The sequence below is a fragment of the Rhodococcus sp. MALMAid1271 genome (assembly GCF_049195265.1).
GTDB lineage: Bacteria > Actinomycetota > Actinomycetes > Mycobacteriales > Mycobacteriaceae > Rhodococcoides.
Genome location: NZ_JBMIRQ010000126.1, coordinates 31713 through 47479 on the forward strand (window position 1 = coordinate 31713; position 15767 = coordinate 47479).

The window sequence follows — 15767 nt, forward strand, 5'->3', positions numbered from 1 at the left end:
TACCCACGTATCTCGGCGACGTCTCATGAGGTGAAATCCTTTACTGCAGTGCGGATCTGATCCGTTGTCTCGAACACCGTGGGGTCGGTCAGACGCACGATGTCCCCGCCCGGTGTGAGGAGGAAGCTCAGGGGCAGAACCGGTGGAGCCGACAGCGCGTTCTGGACGTCGCCGTCGTCGATGTAGTTGGGGTACCGAATGCCTAGTTCCGTGAGCAGCGCGGCCGCATCCTCGGGTCGGTCCTCGACGTCGATTCCGACGACCCGGATCGCGTCGGGTTCGGCGGCGTAGCTGTCGAGTACAGGCATTTCTGTGCGGCACGGGGCGCACCAGGAGTCCCAGAGATTGATCAGAGTCATCTCACCGCCCAGAGCGTCGGCGAGGTCGACTTCGGCGTCGTCGCCGATGCAGCTCGCCGTCACCCCGGCAAGTGGTCCGCGGCGTCCGGGCACCGGAACCGGGCACGGCGACATTGCTGGGTCCGCGGTGGCGGTGGCGGTGCCGGGGTGGGGCGGGCTGGACGGTGTGGGTCCGACCGGCACGATGGTGTTCGTGACGGATGCTCGATCGTCGGCGCTGGACCGGGGCCACAGTGCGACGATCGATGCGACAACAACTATGAGCATGACAATCGACCAGCCGCGCGTCATCGGCCCGACCTTCTCTTTTCAGAGCGCGGCAGAGGGGCCGACGGTTCGTGGCGGGTCATAGCAGCGTGGACCAGTACGGCCAGAAGCGTTGTGCGATCAGGGTGATCAGGGCGAGAAACCACACGGTCAGCGGGATGGAGTGATTGCCGAGCACAGCGTCGGACCACTGCCGGAGAGCGGGTGTGGACCCGGCGCGGTGAAGGTTCCGCAAGGTGACGTACCAGAATATCGGGACGGTGACTGCCCACACTGCCATACAGTACGGGCACAGGGTGCCGATCTCGTAGAGGCTCTGTCCGATCAGCCAGTGTACGAAAACTGCGGCGGCAGTGACACCGACCTGCAGTGCACCCCAGAACCACTGCGCGAACACAGCACCGGAGACAAGGCCGGCACCTACTGCTGCCACGACGGCGAAGCCTGCGATCCCGAGGAGGGAATTGGGGAATCCGAACACCGACGCCTGATCGGTGTTCATCACCGATCCGCAGTTGAGTACCGGGTTGATGCTGCATGTCGGGGCGTAGGCAGGATCGAGGGCAAGAGCAAACTTTTCCGCCGTGAGTACGAATGCGGCGGTCAGTCCGATCAGCCCTCCCACCAGCAGAACCCAGGGCAGGCTCCGATCGAAAGGCCCGCCCTGACGGGGTCCGGTGGCAGCCGTGGGGTCAGCCGAGTGCAGCGTCGAGGGCATCGGCGAGGTCTCCGTAGGTGGTGGGCTCGATTTTGGTGCCGTTGAGGAAGAAGGTCGGGGTGCCTTGCACGCCGAGCGCTATCCCGTCCGCGACGTCGGCTTCGATGCGGTCGAGTGTCGCAGGGTCGGTGTAGGCGGCATCGAAGGCGCTCATGTCCAGTCCCTGCTCGACTGCGAAACTGCGAAACAGCTCGTCCTGGGGAACCTGCTGCTCACCCCACTGCGCCTGCGTCTCGTACATCCGCTGATACATCGCCTCGAAGCCGCCTTGCTGGGCTGCAGCTTCGACTGCTCGCGCCGCGCGTTCGGCATTGAAGTGCGAGGTGATGGGAAAGTAGCGGGCCACGAAGCTCACCCGGTCGCCGTACTCTTCCCGCAGTTGTTCGATCGCCGGGTAGGCCGACCGGCAGGCCTCGCATTCGAAGTCGAGGAACTCCACGAACGTGACCCGGCCGTCGGGCACCGAGTTCAATCGATGACTGTTCTCGCGCACCGCGATCGAAGCCGGGTCGATGGCAGCCTGCTCAGCGGCCGCGGCGTCCGGTGACCCCGATCTGTCCACCACCAGAAACAGAGCCAACGCGGCGGCGAACACGACCACCAGGGACAAGGAAATCTTCAATGCTCGGCTCATGCAGCTACCTTCTCGATTCGTTGCGGGTCCCCAGCGTCTTCCTCGTCCGCCGCCGATGCCCGGAGTTGTTCGAGATCCAGAAAACGAACGACGCGAGAGCTACCGCGAGAGCGGCGATCAGAACAATCGAGACCTTGACGGACCGGCCCCACCCATTCCTCCGGACGATGCGTGAAGCGTAGGCGTGAGCCTGAAGTCGAAATACTACGACCCATAGTAGTTGTGGGCATCGGATCGTTCGCCGCAGGGCGTGTCACTTCGTCCCGCCCCTGCCGCTCGAATCGTCCACGAGCGATCATACTGCCATACGGTGCTATCATCGGTGCATGACGATCAATAGAGGGGCGTGTCCGGTCGGCCGCACCGGGTCTACGGTCGATGCCGCAGTGGCGTTGTTCCACAGCCTTTCCGATGCCACTAGGTTGGCTATCGTGCGCCGACTCGCCGATGGGGAATCGCGTGTAGCAGACCTGGTGAGCGAGCTGGGGCTGGCCCAGTCGACGGTGTCGGCGCACATGGCGTGCCTGCGCGACTGCGGGTTGGTGATCGGTCGCCCCGAAGGGCGGCAGGTCTTCTATTCACTCGCCCGACCGGAACTGTTGGATCTGCTCGCCTCGGCAGAAACCCTCCTCACCGCCACCGGGAACGCGGTGACACTGTGCCCCAACTACGGCACGGACTCCGCCGGAGCGGCGGTGACCGGATGAGCGACGCGTGCGGCTGCGACCACGACGAGCCCCGCCCGGGCGGCGACGACGAGCAGGAACCCGACAGGTTGTGGCAGATCACCGAGATCCGAGCCGCGGCTGTCGCTGGCGCTCTGCTGGCGGCCGGACTGACCATTGGCTGGACCGGCGGTCCCGATGGTCTCACTCTGGTACTCGAATCGGTCGCGTTGATCGTCGCCGGCTACACCTTCGTACCGTCGACCCTGAAGCGGCTCGCCCGCGGCAAGATCGGCGTCGGCACCCTCATGACCATCGCGGCGGTCGGCGCCGTGATCCTCGGTGAGGTCGGCGAGGCTGCGATGCTCGCGTTCCTGTTCGCCATCAGCGAAGGCCTCGAGGAGTACGCGGTCGCCCGCACCCGGCGAGGTCTGCGGGCGCTGCTGTCGTTGGTTCCCGACACCGCCACCGTCCGACGAGATGGTCGAGAACAGGTGGTGTCGCCGACCGAGTTGACGGTCGGCGAGATCATGATCGTCAAGCCCGGCGAGCGCATCGCCACCGACGGCACGATCCGCAGTGGCAACACCGCGCTCGATACCTCGGCGATCACCGGCGAATCGGTGCCCGTCGAGGCAGGGCCCGGCGATGAGGTGTACGCCGGGTCCATCAACGGAACCGGGGTTTTCGAGGTCGAGGTGTCCGCGCGCGCCGAGGACAACTCGCTGGCCAAGATCGTCCGGATCGTCGAGGCCGAGCAGTCCCGCAAGGGCGAGGCGCAGCGACTGGCCGATACGATCGCCAAACCCTTGGTGCCCGCGATCATGGTCGCCGCGGCCCTCATCGCCGCTGTAGGCAGCCTCCTCGGCGACCCACGGATATGGATCGAACGCGCACTGGTCGTCCTCGTCGCTGCCTCACCGTGCGCCTTGGCCATCGCCGTCCCGGTCACCGTCGTCGCTGCGATCGGCGCTGCCAGCAAACTCGGTGTCCTGGTCAAGGGCGGCGCAGCACTGGAAGCCCTCGGCCGCATCCGCGGAATCGCACTGGACAAGACCGGCACCCTGACCCGCAACAAGCCGGTCGTCATCGACGTCGCCACCGTGAACGGCGCGACCCGCGAACAGGTCCTCGCGGTGGCCGCGGCGCTCGAGGTGCGCAGCGAGCACCCCCTGGCCGCGGCGATCCTCGCCGCCGTCGACGACCACACCCCCGCCGAGGACGTCGAGTCCGTCACCGGCGCCGGCCTCACCGGCCGCCTGCGCGGTTCCGACGTCCGGCTCGGACGGCCGGGCTGGATCGAGCCCGGCCCGCTGGCGGCGGAGGTGGAACGGATGCAGCGCGCCGGAGCCACCGCCGTGCTCATCGAGCAGGACGGCCGAACACTCGGCGCGATCGCGGTCCGCGACGAACTGCGACCCGAAGCCGCGGAGGTCGTCGCCGGTCTCCGCCGTGACGGATACCACGTCGCGATGCTGACCGGGGACAACGAACGCACCGCCCGAGCGTTGGCCGCCGATGTCGGCATCGAGGAGGTCCATGCGGACCTGCGACCGGAGGACAAGGCAGCCATCATCAGCGACCTGAAGGTCCGACGGTCGACCGCGATGGTCGGCGACGGTGTCAACGACGCCCCCGCACTGGCCACCGCCGACCTCGGTATCGCCATGGGAGCCATGGGAACCGACGTGGCCATCGAAACCGCCGACGTCGCCCTGATGGGCGAGGACCTCCGGCATCTGCCACACGCCTTGGCCCACGCACGCCGATCTCGGCGCATCATGCTGCAGAACGTCGGGCTGTCTCTGGCGATCATCACCGTTCTGATGCCGCTCGCCCTGTTCGGGATTCTGGGCCTGGCAGCAGTGGTTCTGGTGCACGAACTCGCCGAGATCGTGGTCATCGCCAACGGAGTCCGGGCAGGCCGCGCCCACCCCCTGACCACCGGACCGGCACCCGCATCGGCCCCGACGGCAGCCGAGGCCCGCATATGAGCGCCGACGCAGCCCCGGGCATCTCGGCGCCACGGTCCCGGCGGACCCTGACGATCGTCGCCGTCGTACTCATCGGCGTCGCACTCGCGGGCGACCCCGTCGCCCGCCGCGCACTCTCCGACGGCCGCATCGTCGAGCTAGGCGTGCTGCAACTGAAGTTGGCCTACAACAGTGGTGTCGCCTTCAGCGTCGGGAACCAACTGCCGCCGTGGGTCATCATCGCGGTCACCGCCATCATCACCGTCGGCATCGGTGTGTACGCGTGGCGCACTGTCCCCACCGGCTCACCGTTGGGGACTGTGGGACTGTCGGCGATCGTCGCCGGCGCCGCCGCCAACGTGATCGACCGCACCGTCGACGGTCGCGTCACGGACTACTTCCACACCGGCTGGTGGCCCACCTTCAATCTCGCCGACACCTACCTCACCTGTGGTGTCGTACTGGTCATCGGCTCCATACTCTGGGAGGAAGCGGCCCTTACTCGTACCGCGCACGCGCAGGAAAAATCCGGATGACCGCCTCGCGGCCTCGCAGCCGATCCACCTCTACCGCGGTCCAGCCCTCCGGACACGACGTTCAGCCGCCCCGCCGTGGCCGCTCGGTGCGGGAGTGATCACCACCATCGCCGCGGCGGTCGCGATGTTCGCCGGCACCAACATCGACGACATCGTCGTGCTGACCGTGCTGTTCGTCGCCTCCGCCAGCCAGGGGCGGCCGCGGGCATGGCAGATCGTTGCCGGCCAGTACGCCGGCCTGATCACCCTCGTCGCGATCAGTGTCGTCGCTGCCCTGGGATTGGTGATCGTCCCGGAGGACTGGGTCGGGTTACTGGGGTTGCTGCCCCTGTCGTTGGGTGTCTGGGGCCTGATCCGCGGCCTGCGCAGCGGCGACGAGGACGAGGCCCCGGTGGTGGCAACAGGGATGGTCGGTGTCGCCGCCATCACCATCGCCAACGGAGCCGACAACATCGCCGTCTACACCCCGGTCTTCCGCACGCTCGGTGCGCCACAGACCGCGGTCACCATCGCCGTGTTCCTGATCTGCGTGGGAATCTGGTGCTACGCAGGCAGACTGTTGGGCACTCGCAGAAAGGTCGTCGACACTCTCGAACGGGTCGAGCACTGGCTCGTACCCGTGGTGTTCATCGTCCTGGGTGCGATCATCCTGCTCGAATCCGGTGTCCTCGGCCGGCTCATCGTCGCCGCGTCATGACCGACGTCTGTTCGCCCGGCAACTCCAGCGGCAGCGGCATCGATCGCCGCAATCACACCGTCCCAGGCGCTGCGGGCGGGTACCGGACTGCGAGACCGCGTCGGAGCGGTCCCCGGATCAACCGGCTCGTACGAGCGTGGGCGCAGTAGAGCCGCATCAGCACCACCCGCGAAAATCTCATCGTTCTCGACCGCGATGATCGCGGTCGCGGCGGCGGTCAGTACTGCTGCTTGTTCTTCCCAGCGCAGGTCCTCGAACGGAACCCACGATGTTCGGAGCGGGCGAGAACGGCCGGTGGATTTCCAGATCGCGCTGAGTGGCTTTGCCCACCATCCGGTGCGGACCAGAGGTGTTGATACTTCGTCGACGACGGTGCGCAGCAGCCTGAACCACACTGCTGCATGAACACGGCCCGCGCCGAGCTCGACCGACCCGCACGTCAACGCGGTGACGCTGCGTCTGTCGATTTCTGCGACGGCCGCCGCGACCGGTATCGGTGGTGCGTGCTCGTCCGAGCCTGCTGGTGTCCTGTCCCAGAAGACAAGTCTGCCGGGTACGACGCTGCAGAATTCGAGCCGGCAGAGATGCTTGGTGCAGCTGGTCAGCATCGGGTATTGCTGAGCCATCATGACCGCGATGTCGGCGTGTGTGTCGAGGGTGTCGATGCACAGAGGGCATGCCCGTGTAGTCAGCGTGCTTACCCAGGGAAGCCATGTGCCGGCGGGCGGTGCGCGTCGACGTCGATCGGCCATCGCCAGACCCGCCGGTAGTAGGACAGAGAACTGGTGGACGTAGGTGTCGAAGTCGCACTCGGTGGGGTCGGTGCTGTCGAGCAGCCAGGGCGTGCAGCCCGCCAACGTCATTTCCCGCAGCCGTTCCGCCGTACAGGTGCTCCTCTGGGCAAGCGCGGATAGCACCGGCTCGGGTGTGTGCCGGTCCGGGTCCACGCCCGAAGTGTCGAGGCCGAGCCCGTCGAGGAGGTCCGCTGCGGTGATCGACGAATACTGTTCGCTGGTCCGGGCCAGCCACGATGACAGGGTCTCGCCGGGTAGTGGTTGGGGGTGCAGTGGCCACGGCCGATGCCCATCGTGGTCGAGCACTGTGTGCGCTGTAGCGACATCGGCTGGTGTCATGCCAGGTGCCGTTCGAAGTGGCGGCGGCGTTCGGTGGGCCCGGAGTAGGCGGTCTGGGTCAACACCTGTGAGGTGATCGATTCCTTCCCGGCTTCGAGTGCGGTCACTGCGGCCGCGGTCAACAGCGTGGCCAGTTCGCCGATGGTTCCTTCGCACCGGGTGAGGAGGTAGTCGGTCATCTCCGCCGATGTCAGGTGCGAGGGCGCACGCAACGGGAAGCTGGCGGTGAAGCTCGCCAGCAGGGTGCGGGTGTCGGTGTCGTTGGTCCAGATCGGCAGCGTCATGGGGTGAAAACGGTTCTCCAGCTGTGCATCGCTGCGGATCGCGAGGTACGCCTCTCGGGTGCCAACTCCGACGAGAGGGATCCGTAGTTCGTTGCCCAGAAACCTCAACAGGTTCAGGAATTCTCGGCGTACGTTGTCGCGGCCGGCGAGGACGTTGTGGAGCTCGTCGATGATCAGCATCCGAACCCCGGTTGCTCGCAGCAGCGTGATCGCTTGCTGTTCGAGTTCGTGGACGCGGCTTCGCGGGCGGATCGGCGTTCCGAGTGCGGCGAGCATCGCGAGGTAGAACCGTGTGGGTGCTGGGTCCGGGGGCATCTGCATACACAGCACGGGTATGTGCTCATGGTCGGGCAGGCTGACAGCGGGGTGCGCGCGCCGGAATTTTTCGATGATCATCGACTTGCCGTTGTTCGTCGGCCCGATCAGTAGCAGGTTCGGCATTCGTTGCCGATCCGGCCAAGCCAGCAGTGTCTCGAGGTGCTCGATCACCGACCGTGCACGCGGATACCCGATCCACCGTTCCGTGCGAATGTGCCTGATGCGTTGTGCAGCAGGAAGACCCGCTATCGATCTGACCGAACTTCGCAGGTGGATCAGATCCGCACTACCGGGGTCGATGTCTTCGCCGCTACCGTCGCCTGCAGGAGTGATTCGGGGGTCGTCGTTCATCGATTCACCATTCTTCGATGTCGTCGAAGATCGGAACCGGTACTTGGTCGGTACCGGGGCGACTCTCGGGCGGGCCCATCGCGTTCGGTGATGTGGTGACGCTGCTCAGGTGAGCACGGCGAGTGCGATTACGTCGGGCTCGTTTGGTGTCCCGCTCTGCCGACGTGGCTACCTGACGCATCTTCTCGATCATCGCGAACAGAGCGTGTTCGTCGATAGTTGCTCGGCCGTGCTCTCGAAGACGCACCACCGCTGCCCGGTGTTCCCACGATGTCACCGCCGGATGTGACATCGTCCGGTACGGCACCTCGACATACCCGCCGCCGCTGTCGGGGTCCAGGACCCACACCCTGCTCAGATCTCGTGGATCACGCCGGATCACGAACTGACCCAACTTCTCTCGCCTAGCGATCCACGGTTTCAGAGCGTTCGAGAAGTACTGGATGTGGTCGATGACGAACCCTGTCCGGGTCAGGCGACGCCGGATGACGGGAAGGAAGTCCACCAGGAATGCGGTCTCGCCCACCACTGTCGACGTCGATCGAGCAGTATCGGCGTCGGTGCTGCTGATCCACTGCGCAGCGGGGCTCCGGCTCAGGCCGGTGTGCACGTCCGCGTGGTACGCCGCGACCGCGAGGATCAGCCAGCGTTCCAATTCTCGTAGCGTCAGGGCTGCCGTGCCCTCTGAGTCGTATCTGCCCCGCTGCGTTGGGTTCGAGAACGTGGTGCCGGGGAGTTCGTGGACCTGGGTCATGACGGTGCCAATGATGCGTTCGACGATCCCGCCGTAATGCGGCCTGCCGGGTGGGCGGTAGCCGAGGTCGATTCCGTGTTGTTCGCAACCGCGCCGTAGCGCTTCACTTTTGAACTCGGAGGCGTTGTCGACATACAAGGCGCGCGGCTTTCCGGCCATCGGCCACCGCACATCCGCGCCGAGGCCCAAAGCGTCGATCCATACGCTCTTGTCCGAGCACACCCGGCCCAGACACAACCCGACCGACACTGCGGACGGAGGATCGAGTGTGACCACGAAGCCCGGCACGCAGCGGCTGAAGACATCGATAGCAATCGTGAGATATGGACGTCCAATCGGCACCCGGTCGTATTCATCGACGATCATCAGATCGACCACGGTGTGATCAATCTGGACTTGCTGGAGAACCGCCGTCACCGGCGGCGGGACATCGCCCGCGGACTGCCGCGATCGGGCGGCGTCCGGTCCGCCACGTGACCGTGCGACGCGGCCCGGGTGCATCGCTGCGATCCGCGCGGTGACTGTGTTGCGGGCTGGGATCGGGAGTCCGGCGCGGTGACAGGCCAGCGCGATACGTCGATGCAGTGCTGCGACACTGAGCTTCTGGCGAGCCAGAAAGTCACGGTTGATGTGCTCGGCGATCACTTCTTCCACCTCGGTCGGCATCCGAGAGCGGCCGCGCCCGCCTACAGGAGCGGAGACCAACAGATCTGTGACCGCCCCTCCCCCATTCCGGAGCTTGGACAACAGCACGTACACACGCCGGGGCGAGACCCCCAACTGCTGCGCTGCATCCTCCACCACTGCGGTACCGATCGAGGATCGATCCACTAGTTCGCTGAGCACTGCGAACCGTGACCGTGCCTGCTCCCACTGCTCCGCCGACGCGGTCAGCACACCAGTCTCGGCGACATCGAACTTGTCCGCGTCCATCGCAGCCTCCGAACGCCCGGCCTGCGTGACCGACCGATTGTGCAGTCCACTTCTGCACTCAGAATGTCAGAAGACGACTGCAATCGGAGGTAAAACCCCAGGAATTTATGACGCCCACTTCTGAAACTGACATCACTCGTGTCAGTTTCAGAAGTCAGCTGCACTTGTTCAGAAGTGGGTGTCATACAGCCACTGTTAAAGGTAGACCTGTAGTCCGTCTCGAGCAGTCGCGGTCTTCCTACACGAAATGCGAACGTTCCCCTTTCGCCCGCGGCGGTGAACCTTCCCATTCATCACCCTCGCATCGATGATATATACCCCTAGGGGTACTTGCATACCCCCCTAGGTATATGCAACAGTAGGTACACCCCGCCAGGAAGGATTGCCATGTGCTACCCCGTCGCATGCCCGACATGCGGTAAGACCACCTGGGCCGGCTGCGGGCGCCACATCGACAGCGTCATGAAGAATGTCCCACGGCCGCAGCAGTGCACCTGCTCGTCGAGCGAGGCACCCGATCCAGCTAGGCGCACCGGCTTTTTTCACTCCCTGTTTCATCGCTGACACCTCACCTTTAAGTCTTCGAGGAAGCTTTTGGGCCTTCGTGGCCTTGTCATATACCCCCACCCGTATTTAGGAGAATGCTATGTCCGTTCCCGCTACCGCGGCGGCTACCGACCGACACGACCGTGACCGGCCACCTGCACCTGGCGCACTCGGCCGCCTGGGGAGCGCGATGGTCACGCGTCGCCGCTGGGTGTTCGGTATCTGGCTGATCACCCTAATCGCCCTTGGATCAGCTGCACCAACGGTGTTTTCGTCGTTGGCCGGGGCCGGCTGGCAGGCCAACGGATCCGAATCCGTCCAGGTACGCGAACTCGCCCAGCAGCATTTCGGCGGCAACTCCTCTGCAGCAGTGCAGGTCGTCGTTCACTCCGACACCGCCTCGATCGACGACCCGGCGATGCAGCAGACACTCACCGACGTCGCGGCTGTGTTCGACAGCGACACCCGCTTCGGCGAGATCGTCGCCCCCCAGCCGGGCATGACCATCAGCCCCGACCGTCACACCGGCATCCTCATCGCCGGCGCAGACGCGAGTACCGACGACATGGTCAAAGCCGTCGACGAGGTCAAAGGCGAGCTGACCGCACTGTCCGGTGACGGCATCGAGGTCTACCCCACCGGGTCGTCAGCACTGTGGTCGGACTTCAACAAAGCCAACCACGACGCGATGATCCAGGCCGAATTGTTCTCCTGGCCGGTCACTTTGGCGATCATGGTGCTCGCGTTCGGCTCTCTCGTCGCCGCGGGTCTGCCGCTGCTACTCACCGTCGCCGGCCTGGTCGCATCCGCAGGCGGACTTGTTCTGCTCAACGGCGTCACGCCGATCTCGGTGTGGGCGATGAACTTCGCGATGATGTTCGCCCTCGCCCTCGGAATCGACTACGCCCTGTTCATCGTCGCCAGGTTCCGCGACGCACTGCGCAACGCCGATCCACGGGCTGCGGTCGCCGAAACCATGGACACCGCAGGCAAGGCCGTGGTCCTGTCCGGTCTGACGGTCCTGGTGAGCCTCTCGGCCGTCCTGCTCGTTCCCGCACCGGCGGTGCGCACCATGGCCGTGGGCATCATGCTCGCTGTCACGTTCGTGCTGATTGCCACCATGACCCTGCTCCCCGCAACCCTGGGTGCACTCGGCTCCAAGGTCAACGCCGCATCCTTGCCCTACGCCAAGCGTCAGCAGCACCGCTCCCCGAAATTCGCAGCCTGGGGTGAACTGCTGCACAAGCACCCCTGGCCGTTCGCTCTGGTGTCCGTGGGCATCCTCATCGCGCTGGCTCTTCCGGTCCTCGGACTGAAAGTGGCAATGCCCTCGATCTCTGTAGTGCCCGAGGACGCACCGGTTCGCCAGGGCTACGAGCTCGTCCAGGCCCAGTTCGGTGACGGCGCGCCCGGCGCACTGCAGATCGTCGTGCCAGCGTCGGATGCGGCCGCGACCGCCACCGCAGCCACTACCGTCGACGGAATCTCGATGGTCACCCCGCCTCAACCTGCGTCCGATGGCTCGAACTATTCACTGCTGCAAGCACTTCCCACCGTGGACCCTTCGGACGAGAGAATGGGCGCCATCCTCGGTGACCTGCGCGCACAGCTGCCGGAGTCGGCGTTGGTCGGCGGTGCGCCGGCGGAGAACCTCGATCTGCAGCAAGCACTGAACGACTACCTACCGCTGGTGATCGGCATCATTTTGGCGCTCGGTTTCATCCTGCTGCTCGTTGCGCTCCAAGCACCGCTGATCGCGATCCTCGGCACCGCCGTCAGTCTGCTCTCGACCGCGGCAGCGTTCGGGGTCGCGAAGCTGATCTTCCAGGACGGGCACGGTGCGTCACTGCTCGGCTTCACCCCGCAAGGCTTCCTCGACGGCTGGGGTCCGGTGTTCTTCTTCGCGATGATCTTCGCCATCGCCATGGACTACACCGTGTTTTTGCTCGCCACCGCGAAAGAGCACTACGAGAAGACCGGGGACCCGAAGGCAGCTCAGGTCGACGGGCTCGCGCACTCCGGCCGGGTCATCTTCGCCGCCGCCGCGGTGATGGTCGCCGTGTTCTTCACCTTCGCACTGTCCGATCCGCTCCCACCGAAAGAGATGGGCATCATTCTCGGTGTCGCGGTACTGCTCGATGCCTTCCTGATCAGGCTGATCCTGCTGCCGGTCTTGCTGCGTCTGACCGGTCACGCCGCATGGTGGTCACCGGCTTGGCTGCGCAAGGTGCTGCCGTCGATCAGCTTCTCTCACTGACACCCTCACCACACCGAACGGAGCACTGATGATCGATCCGAACACAACCCACTCGGCGGCATTCACAGGATGGCCGATCGAACGTATCGTCCCCGCCCTTGCTGCCGGTGTCACCGCCACCGGTCTGGCACTCGGCGAATTACACGCACCGCAGTGGCGACTACTGAGCGCGTTCGCTGCCGCGAACCTCGCCCTCTACGCAGCGGTCGGCTGGTGTCCGGCGAGCGCACTCCTCAGCCGGGTCGGCGTGCCGAGTATTCGTCGGCCCCTGAACGGGTAGACCTACATCACCGCAGTTTGATAATCGAAAGGAATTTCCCTCATGAACATCGCACTCTCGACCACCCTGACCGACACCGACTTCGCCACCGCAGTCGACTCCGTCAAAGCAGCCCTGTCCGATCAGGGATTCGGTGTTCTCACCGAAATCGACATGCAGGCCACGTTGAAGGCCAAACTCGACGAGGACATGGAGCAGTATCTGATCCTCGGTGCCTGCAATCCCACCCTCGCGCACCGCGCCGTCGGAGTCATGCGCCAGATCGGGTTGCTGCTGCCGTGCAATGTCGTCGTCCGCGCCGACACGAGCGCACCCGGATCGATCATCGTCGAAGCCATGAACCCCGACATCATGGTACAAGCGACAGGCGAACCAGCACTCTCCGACGTCGCCGCCGAGGCCACCACCAAGCTCCAGGCCGCTATCGACGCACTCGGTGGCCAGGACACAGCACACAGCTGATGACCCTGACGCTGGCCCTGGTTCTCGGCGTCGCCGTCGGCATCCTGCTCGGTCTCCTCGGCGGCGGTGGGTCGATCGTCGCCGTCCCGGTTCTGGTCTACGCCCTCGACCTGCCCCTGGCGGAGGCGATACCGACCTCGTTGCTGGTGATCGGTGTCGCCTCGGCGACCGGGGCCATCCCCAAGGTGCGGGCGAAGCTCGTCGAGTGGCGACTGGCGGCGATCTTCGCGGCCACCGGTATCGTCGGCACCCTGGTCGGCAGCGCCCTGGGAAGACATCTGCCCGAGGCCGCCGTGATGATCGGCTTCGCGATCGTCATGATCATCGCCGGGGCGCGGATGCTGGGAAGCACCGACGATGTCGGAACTGCCTGCAAAACAGGGAATTCCGGGATCGACTGGCGGCGGTGCGCACCACGGTCCATCCCGACCGGGTTCGGCGTCGGAGTCCTCACCGGACTGTTCGGCGTCGGCGGAGGATTCCTGATCATCCCCGCACTCGTGCTGCTGTTGGGAATCGAGATGAGTGTCGCCGTCGGAACATCGCTGGTGGTCATCGTCGCCAACTCCGCCGCCGGACTGATCGCTCAGGCCGACGGGCTCGGCGGGAACTGGCCGCTGACAGCCGCGTTCGCCGGTGCGGCGATCGCAGGCTCGCTGGTCGCCGGGCGACTGAGCACACGCATCGACACCGACAAGCTGCGCACGTGGTTCGCCTACCTGGTGTTCGCCGTCGCAGGCTACGTACTTGTCGACACACTCTTTCTTTCATGACCGGACGCACACACCGACCCGATGCCCCCAGGGGTAATCTGGAACGACTACCACCCTCACACCATCAGGAGATCGCAATGGTCGGCGACGAAGACAGCATCGCATTGGTACTCAACCGTCTGCGCCGCGCACACGGCCAGCTCGCCGGAGTGATCGGCATGATCGAGAACGGACGCGACTGCAAAGACGTCGTCACCTAACTCGCCGCAGTGTCCCGCGCCCTCGACAAAGCCGGCTTCAAGATCGTCGCCACCGGCCTCCGCGAATGCATGACCGGCGAGACCGCCGACAACAAAGAACCCATGACCGAAGCGGAACTGGAAAAACTCTTCCTCGCACTGGCCTGAACGACACATTTCACGTCAGAAACGAGGCCGACCCGACAACACCGTAGGAGTACCCCATGAGCACGACCGATCCAGATATCGCCATCATCGAAACCTCGAGCCTGGGCGACCGCAGTTACCTGGTCAGCCACGACGGCATCGCCGTTGTGATCGATCCCCAACGTGACATCGACCGCGTCCTGGCATTGGCAGCGGAGAAGAACGCCACCATCACCCACGTACTCGAAACCCACATCCACAACGACTACGTCACCGGCGGCCTCGAACTCGCACGCGCCACCGGAGCCGAATACGTTGTGCCCGAGGGTGACCCGGTCGAATTCGAGCGACGGGCAGTGGGGGACGGCGATGTCGTCGACGCGGGATCGGCGACGTTTCAGGTCATGCACACCCCGGGCCATACACATCATCACGTCAGCTACGTACTGCAACTCGGAGACGAACCGATCGCGATCTTCACCGGCGGCTCGATGCTCTACGGATCCACCGGCCGCACCGACCTACTCGGCTCCGAACACACCGACGAGCTCACCCATGCCCAGTTCCACTCGGTCCGTCGAATCGCCGCCGAACTCCCCGCCGACGTCGAGGTCTACCCCACCCACGGATTCGGTAGCTTCTGCTCCGCGACCCCCACCAGCGGCGACTCGTCGACCATCGGTGAACAGCAACAGTCCAATCCCGCGCTGACCCAGGACGAACAAACCTACGTCGACGAGTTGATCGCAGGACTGTCGGCCTACCCCGCGTACTACGCCCACATGGGCGTCATCAACACCGAAGGCCCCGCACCGATCGACCTGTCCACCCCAGAACCCGTCGACCCCGACGAACTACGCCGCCGCATCGACGACGGACAATGGGTCGTCGACCTCCGCGCACGCACCGCCTTCGCTGCCGGACATCTCGACGGTTCCCTCGGCTTCGAGCTGTCGACGACATTCGTCACCTACCTCGGCTGGCTCTACCAGTGGGGTGCGCCGCTGACCTTGATCGGCGACACATCCGATCAAATCGACGAGGCCACAAGGGAGTTGGCACGTATCGGCATCGACCACCCCTCCGGCTCCGCTGTCGGAGAGATTCATTCGCTCGCCAGCGACGGGCGCGTACGGTCCTACGAAGTGTCCGACTTCGCCGGACTCGCCGCAGAGGACTCGGACATTGCAGTGCTCGACACCCGTCAACAGTCCGAATACGCGGACGGCCACATCCCCGGTGCGATCAACATTCCCCTCCACGAACTGCCGCACCGACTCGCAGAAGTTCCCGACGGCAAAGTGTGGGTGCACTGCGCCTCCGGCTATCGCGCCTCGATCGCGGCCTCACTACTCGACCGGGAACATCGCAGCGTGGTGCTCATCGACGACGACTACAACCGCGCAACAGATCTCGGACTCGACACCTCGAAGACATGACGAAATGCTTCGACGACCGAACGCGACGAGACAGGCGTACCCCCAGGGGGTATATGTTGGTA

At 65.0% G+C, this 15767-nt stretch carries 14 protein-coding genes and 2 pseudogenes; 10 read left to right on the plus strand and 6 right to left on the minus strand.

Going from position 1 to position 15767, the window contains the following annotated elements:
- Positions 1 to 23 precede the first annotated feature (23 nt).
- Genes ACOQFP_RS24285 through ACOQFP_RS24295 form a run of 3 tightly spaced genes read right to left on the minus strand, consistent with a single transcriptional unit; the run spans position 24 to position 1978 of the window.
- On the minus strand, positions 24 to 650 hold the full coding sequence (locus tag ACOQFP_RS24285) for a TlpA family protein disulfide reductase (protein ID WP_068373890.1): 627 nt from the start codon (positions 648 to 650) through the stop codon (positions 24 to 26).
- A gap of 55 nt (positions 651 to 705) precedes the next feature.
- Positions 706 to 1344 carry a vitamin K epoxide reductase family protein gene (locus tag ACOQFP_RS24290; protein ID WP_341245015.1) on the minus strand — a complete coding sequence of 213 codons (639 nt, stop codon included), beginning with the start codon at positions 1342 to 1344 and terminating at the stop codon, positions 706 to 708.
- On the minus strand, positions 1319 to 1978 hold the full coding sequence (locus ACOQFP_RS24295) for a DsbA family protein (RefSeq protein ID WP_094656090.1): 660 nt from the start codon (positions 1976 to 1978) through the stop codon (positions 1319 to 1321). The genes ACOQFP_RS24290 and ACOQFP_RS24295 overlap by 26 nt, the downstream gene beginning before the upstream one ends.
- Positions 1979 to 2304: 326 nt before the next feature.
- Between ACOQFP_RS24295 and ACOQFP_RS24300 the strand changes: the two genes are divergently transcribed.
- The 4 genes from ACOQFP_RS24300 to ACOQFP_RS24315 all read left to right on the plus strand — a co-directional run bounded on the left by ACOQFP_RS24300 (position 2305) and on the right by ACOQFP_RS24315 (position 5849).
- A complete protein-coding gene (locus ACOQFP_RS24300) occupies positions 2305 to 2685 on the plus strand; it encodes an ArsR/SmtB family transcription factor (RefSeq protein WP_068049649.1) in 381 nt (126 codons plus the stop codon).
- Positions 2682 to 4637, plus strand: coding sequence for a heavy metal translocating P-type ATPase (locus tag ACOQFP_RS24305; RefSeq protein ID WP_094642706.1), 1956 nt, complete (start codon positions 2682 to 2684; stop codon positions 4635 to 4637). The genes ACOQFP_RS24300 and ACOQFP_RS24305 overlap by 4 nt, the downstream gene beginning before the upstream one ends.
- Complete coding sequence (gene lspA, locus ACOQFP_RS24310) at positions 4634 to 5152, plus strand: signal peptidase II (protein ID WP_068049655.1); 519 nt, start codon at positions 4634 to 4636, stop codon at positions 5150 to 5152. The genes ACOQFP_RS24305 and lspA overlap by 4 nt, the downstream gene beginning before the upstream one ends.
- A gap of 94 nt (positions 5153 to 5246) precedes the next feature.
- Positions 5247 to 5849 (plus strand): cadmium resistance transporter, encoded by a 603-nt coding sequence (locus ACOQFP_RS24315; RefSeq protein WP_068049656.1) that lies wholly within the window; start codon positions 5247 to 5249, stop codon positions 5847 to 5849.
- A gap of 632 nt (positions 5850 to 6481) precedes the next feature.
- On the opposite strand, the pseudogene ACOQFP_RS24320 reads toward ACOQFP_RS24315, so the two are convergent.
- From ACOQFP_RS24320 to ACOQFP_RS24330, 3 genes and pseudogenes are all read right to left on the minus strand, one after another.
- Positions 6482 to 6982 (minus strand): annotated as a pseudogene (locus ACOQFP_RS24320) (TniQ family protein); the annotation flags it as partial.
- Entirely contained in the window at positions 6979 to 7935 is a 957-nt protein-coding gene (locus tag ACOQFP_RS24325; RefSeq protein WP_421585775.1) for a TniB family NTP-binding protein, read from the minus strand. The gene ACOQFP_RS24325 and the pseudogene ACOQFP_RS24320, both read right to left, overlap by 4 nt.
- A gap of 4 nt (positions 7936 to 7939) precedes the next feature.
- Positions 7940 to 9622 (minus strand): Mu transposase C-terminal domain-containing protein, encoded by a 1683-nt coding sequence (locus ACOQFP_RS24330; protein ID WP_421585776.1) that lies wholly within the window; start codon positions 9620 to 9622, stop codon positions 7940 to 7942.
- A 646-nt stretch (positions 9623 to 10268) separates the two neighbouring features.
- On the opposite strand from ACOQFP_RS24330, the gene ACOQFP_RS24335 reads away from it, so the two are divergent.
- The 6 genes and pseudogenes from ACOQFP_RS24335 (at position 10269) to ACOQFP_RS24360 (ending at position 15705) form a co-directional block, all read left to right on the plus strand.
- A complete protein-coding gene (locus ACOQFP_RS24335; RefSeq protein ID WP_206489952.1) occupies positions 10269 to 12425 on the plus strand; it encodes an MMPL family transporter in 2157 nt (718 codons plus the stop codon).
- A 28-nt stretch (positions 12426 to 12453) separates the two neighbouring features.
- Entirely contained in the window at positions 12454 to 12705 is a 252-nt protein-coding gene (locus ACOQFP_RS24340; protein WP_094639406.1) for a YgaP-like transmembrane domain, read from the plus strand.
- A 42-nt stretch (positions 12706 to 12747) separates the two neighbouring features.
- A complete protein-coding gene (locus ACOQFP_RS24345; protein WP_094639405.1) occupies positions 12748 to 13167 on the plus strand; it encodes a DUF302 domain-containing protein in 420 nt (139 codons plus the stop codon).
- Positions 13167 to 13940 (plus strand): sulfite exporter TauE/SafE family protein, encoded by a 774-nt coding sequence (locus tag ACOQFP_RS24350; RefSeq protein ID WP_094639404.1) that lies wholly within the window; start codon positions 13167 to 13169, stop codon positions 13938 to 13940. The genes ACOQFP_RS24345 and ACOQFP_RS24350 overlap by 1 nt, the downstream gene beginning before the upstream one ends.
- Before the next feature lie 77 nt (positions 13941 to 14017).
- A pseudogene (locus tag ACOQFP_RS24355) lies at positions 14018 to 14287 on the plus strand (metal-sensitive transcriptional regulator).
- Positions 14288 to 14343: 56 nt separating this feature from the next.
- Positions 14344 to 15705 carry an MBL fold metallo-hydrolase gene (locus ACOQFP_RS24360; RefSeq protein ID WP_094639403.1) on the plus strand — a complete coding sequence of 454 codons (1362 nt, stop codon included), beginning with the start codon at positions 14344 to 14346 and terminating at the stop codon, positions 15703 to 15705.
- The last annotated feature ends 62 nt before the right edge of the window (positions 15706 to 15767 follow it).